Here is a 4,102-nt window from a genome sequence, read left to right as displayed (position 1 = left end):
TACTAATCTTAGTATGTTTTTGACGTTCAAAAGCAAATCTTACAAAAGTGTAAGATAGGTCAGATGTTTTTTAGCTATAATAGAATTGACAGATAGTTTTAACGTTTTAGCCTTGACACCCATTCTTATAAAACGTATAATTGTCTTATAAAAATAATACAAACCTATTGTGGAATAAAGGAGAATTATGTCTAGAAGAAGTAAAACGACGATGTCGAAAAGAAACAAGGTGATTATTGGGGCAGCCATTGGTTTGTTTGCAGTCGCTGGAGCTGGTCTTCTATGGTGGCAACAGGGCAAAGACAGCAAAGAAGCAGAGGAAATGACTTACAAGACCAGTATGGTCACAGAAGGCTCTATTTCCTCATCAACCCTCTTAACAGGTACTGTTAAAGCCCTTCAGGAACAATATGTTTATTACGACAGCACCAAAGGGACAGAAGCTAGGCCAACCGTTTCAGTAGGTGACCAGATTACAACAGGGCAACAATTAGTGCAGTATGACACCACAACGGCGCAGGCTGCCTATGATGCCGCTGTTCGTAACCTTAACAAAATTGGCCGTCAAATTAATTACCTAAAAACATACGGTAATTTGCCTACCACGACAGCATCAACGGATGAAGAAACTGGTGAGCAAACGACTGTTACGCAAGCACCATCTGCTCAAGCAAATGCACAGTACAACCAACAACTGCAAGATTTAAATGATTCTTACGCCGATGCTCAAGGCGAAGTTAACAAAGCTCAACAAGCCTTGAACGAAACAGTTGTCGTGAGCGATGTTTCAGGAACGGTGGTAGAAGTCAACAGCGATATTGACCCATCTTCAAAAAACAGTCAAACCTTGGTTCATGTGGCGACAGAAGGTCAGTTGCAAATTCAAGGAACTTTGACAGAATATGATTTGGCAAACATCAAAACAGGTCAAACCGTTAAGATTAAATCAAAAGTTTACCCAGACCAAGAATGGACTGGTACCATTTCTTACGTGTCGAATTATCCAAACCAAACTAGCGATACAGCCAGCGCAGCAAGTGCTTCGTCTGACTCAACAGCCAGTTCAACTTATGACTATAAAGTTGATATCAACGGTGATATTTCAAACTTGAAACAAGGCTTTACCGTATCTGTTGAAGTGGTCAATGACACTAAAAACAAACTGGTTCCAGTGAAGGCAGTGATTGCTGAAGGTGAGAAAAACTACGTTTGGGTTTATGACAAAGACACGCAAAAAGTCAGCAAAGTTGAAGTCACTCTTGGTAGTGCCGATGCGAAAGAGCAAGAAATTTTGAGTGGCTTAGAAGTTGGTCAAACGGTTATTGCTAATCCTAACGATCGCCTAAAAGACGGTGAAACAGTTGATGATGTGGTTGCTGACAACGCGACTGTTTCAGATGAATCAGGGGAGAGTGAGTAGTGACAGAAGAAAGAAAAGTTTTAATTGATCTTAAAAATATTGTCAAATCCTATAAGAACGGTGATCAAGAATTGCAGGTGCTAAAAGGTGTTGACCTAAAGGTCTATGATGGGGAATTTTTAGCCATCATGGGCCCTTCAGGGTCTGGTAAATCAACACTGATGAATATCATCGGATTGCTTGATAGACCAACATCAGGTGACTATGCCCTAAATGGCAAGCAGGTTGAAGAATTGAAAGAAAAGGAATTGGCCAAGGTTCGAAATGAAGAAATCGGCTTTGTTTTCCAACAATTCTTCTTACTTTCTAAATTAAATGCTTTGCAAAATGTGGAATTGCCACTGATTTATTCAGGTGTGGGGGCTGGGAAACGCCGCCAATTAGCCAAGCAATTTTTGGAAAAAGTCGAACTGGGTAATCGAATGCAACATTTGCCATCGGAATTATCAGGTGGACAAAAGCAGCGTGTGGCAATTGCCAGAGCCTTGGTTAACAATCCGTCTATCATTTTGGCGGACGAACCAACAGGAGCCTTGGATACGAAAACCAGTGAGCAAATCATGCAACTGTTGACAGAGTTAAATCAAGAAGGTAAAACCATTGTCATGGTAACACATGAGCCTGAGATCGCTGATTTTGCAACGCGTAAAATCATTATCAGAGATGGTGAGATTACCAAAGATACGACTGACAGCGTCAGAATTGATTAGGGGGAAAAGATATGGAAAATTGGAAATTCGCCCTAAGTTCAATCATGGGGCACAAAATGCGCTCGTTCTTGACCATGCTGGGAATTATTATCGGTGTGGCATCTGTTGTGGTGATCATGGCTTTGGGACAAGGCTTGACCAAGCAGATTACCGATATGTTTTCAGCTGATACGCGAGATGTTCAGATTTATTATGTGACAAAAGATTCTGATAGTGATAGCTTTTTTGATGATACGGAATCGACTTCGCAAGATAAGGGGCCTAAGATTCAAGAAGAATGGCTCCAAAAGATTGCTGCGGATGTGCCTGGTGTTCAAAATTATTATGTGACTAATTCGACCACTTCAACGGTTTCTTATGTCAATAAAAAAGCGAAAAACGTTAATATTACAGGGGTTAATCGCACCTATTTTGACGTTAAAAAGTACAAAATTGTAGCAGGACGTAGTTTCCGTGCCGATGATTATTCGCATTTTTCACGCATTATCATGCTAGACACCAAATTAGCGGTTAAATTATTTGGCAGCAACGACAATGCTTTAAACAAACAAGTATCTGTTGGTTCTAAATCCTACTTGGTTGTTGGGGTGTATAAGGACCCTAATGCAGGTTCAGCTCTTTATGGTATGGCTTCTGGTGGAAATGCCATTATGACCAATACCCAACTGGCAGCAGAATTCCATATGAATGAGATTGAAGGGGCTTTTGTCCATGTCAATGATGCCAAGGAATCTACTGAGGTAGGTAAGCAAGCTGCTAAAATGATGACCCAATTGTCAGGTGTCAAGGTGGGGCATTTCACCATCTATGACATGTCCAAACAAATTGACCAAATTAATTCGGCTTATGGCATGATGACGACGGTTATCGGTGCCATTGCAGGTATCTCCCTCTTAGTTGGTGGTATCGGTGTCATGAATATCATGCTGGTATCCGTGACAGAACGCACACGCGAAATCGGCTTGCGTAAAGCTTTGGGTGCTACACGCCGAAAAATCTTGACCCAATTCTTGATTGAATCAATGGTCTTGACATTATTGGGTGGTTTGATTGGTTTGGGATTAGCGGTTGTTTTGACCAATATTCTGGGCAATAGTATCGCTGAAATCAAGCCATACATTTCGATCAATGTGGCTATCGGTAGCTTGATTTTCTCTGCTTTGATTGGTATGGTCTTTGGTATCCTACCAGCCAATAAAGCAAGTAAATTAGACCCGATTGAAGCTCTTCGTTACGAATGATATAAGCTTAGAAAAGGGACTCCAAACACTATTGGAGCCCTTTTTCAATATTTTTAAACTCTGTCAAGTTTTTTTCTTGACACCCCTAGGTTTTATGTTATAATAAGTAAAGTGAGTTAGTGGCAAGGCTATTAACTTAGACAAAAAATATAGAAAAGAGACTTAATACTAATGGCAGTAAAAATCCGTTTAACTCGTATGGGTTCTAAGAAAAAACCTTTCTACCGTATCAACGTAGCTGATTCACGTGCTCCACGTGATGGTCGTTTCATCGAAACAGTTGGTACTTACAACCCACTTGTAGAAGAAAACCAAGTAACTTTGAAAGAAGATCGTGTTCTTGAATGGTTGTCAAAAGGTGCTCAACCTTCAGATACAGTTCGTAACATCCTTTCACGTGAAGGCGTTATGAAAAAATTCCACGAATCAAAATTTTCAAAATAATAGAGTAAGCTAAAGCCTATGGATACCATTGAAAATCTAATTATCGCTATTGTGAAACCCTTGATTTCACAACCAGATAATCTTATTATCAAAATTAAGGATACACCTGAGTTTTTAGAATACCATCTTGATTTGGATGCTCAAGACATTGGTCGTGTGATTGGTAAAAAAGGTCGTACCATTACAGCGATAAGATCGATTGTCTATTCGGTACCAACTCAAGGTAAAAAAGTAAGACTCGTTATTGATGAGAAAGAGTAGTTGTTTCTGCTCTTTTTCTATTTTTT

At 39.9% G+C, this 4,102-nt stretch carries 5 protein-coding genes; all 5 read left to right on the top strand.

Translation table 11 applies throughout. The features are described from left to right. Window positions 1-187: 187 nt before the first annotated feature. Window positions 188-1,420 (top strand): efflux RND transporter periplasmic adaptor subunit, encoded by a 1,233-nt coding sequence (locus B3R79_RS05360; protein WP_293695390.1) that lies wholly within the window; start codon window positions 188-190, stop codon window positions 1,418-1,420. Further along, window positions 1,420-2,130: an ABC transporter ATP-binding protein gene (locus B3R79_RS05355; protein WP_293695387.1), complete on the top strand. Its 711-nt coding sequence runs from the start codon at window positions 1,420-1,422 to the stop codon at window positions 2,128-2,130. The genes B3R79_RS05360 and B3R79_RS05355 overlap by 1 nt, the downstream gene beginning before the upstream one ends. Window positions 2,131-2,141: 11 nt before the next feature. Continuing rightward, window positions 2,142-3,371: an ABC transporter permease gene (locus tag B3R79_RS05350; RefSeq protein WP_168260623.1), complete on the top strand. Its 1,230-nt coding sequence runs from the start codon at window positions 2,142-2,144 to the stop codon at window positions 3,369-3,371. Window positions 3,372-3,542: 171 nt separating this feature from the next. Next, window positions 3,543-3,815, top strand: coding sequence for a 30S ribosomal protein S16 (rpsP, locus tag B3R79_RS05345; protein ID WP_003065322.1), 273 nt, complete (start codon window positions 3,543-3,545; stop codon window positions 3,813-3,815). 18 nt (window positions 3,816-3,833) lie between these two features. Beyond that, entirely contained in the window at window positions 3,834-4,076 is a 243-nt protein-coding gene (locus B3R79_RS05340; RefSeq protein WP_154454590.1) for a KH domain-containing protein, read from the top strand. The last annotated feature ends 26 nt before the right edge of the window (window positions 4,077-4,102 follow it).

It is taken from the genome of Streptococcus sp. UBA3373 (genome assembly GCF_002360305.1).
Classification (GTDB): domain Bacteria; phylum Bacillota; class Bacilli; order Lactobacillales; family Streptococcaceae; genus Streptococcus; species Streptococcus alactolyticus.
Note: the sequence above shows the minus strand (reverse complement) of the source record. Positions and strands in the feature narration are given on the sequence as shown.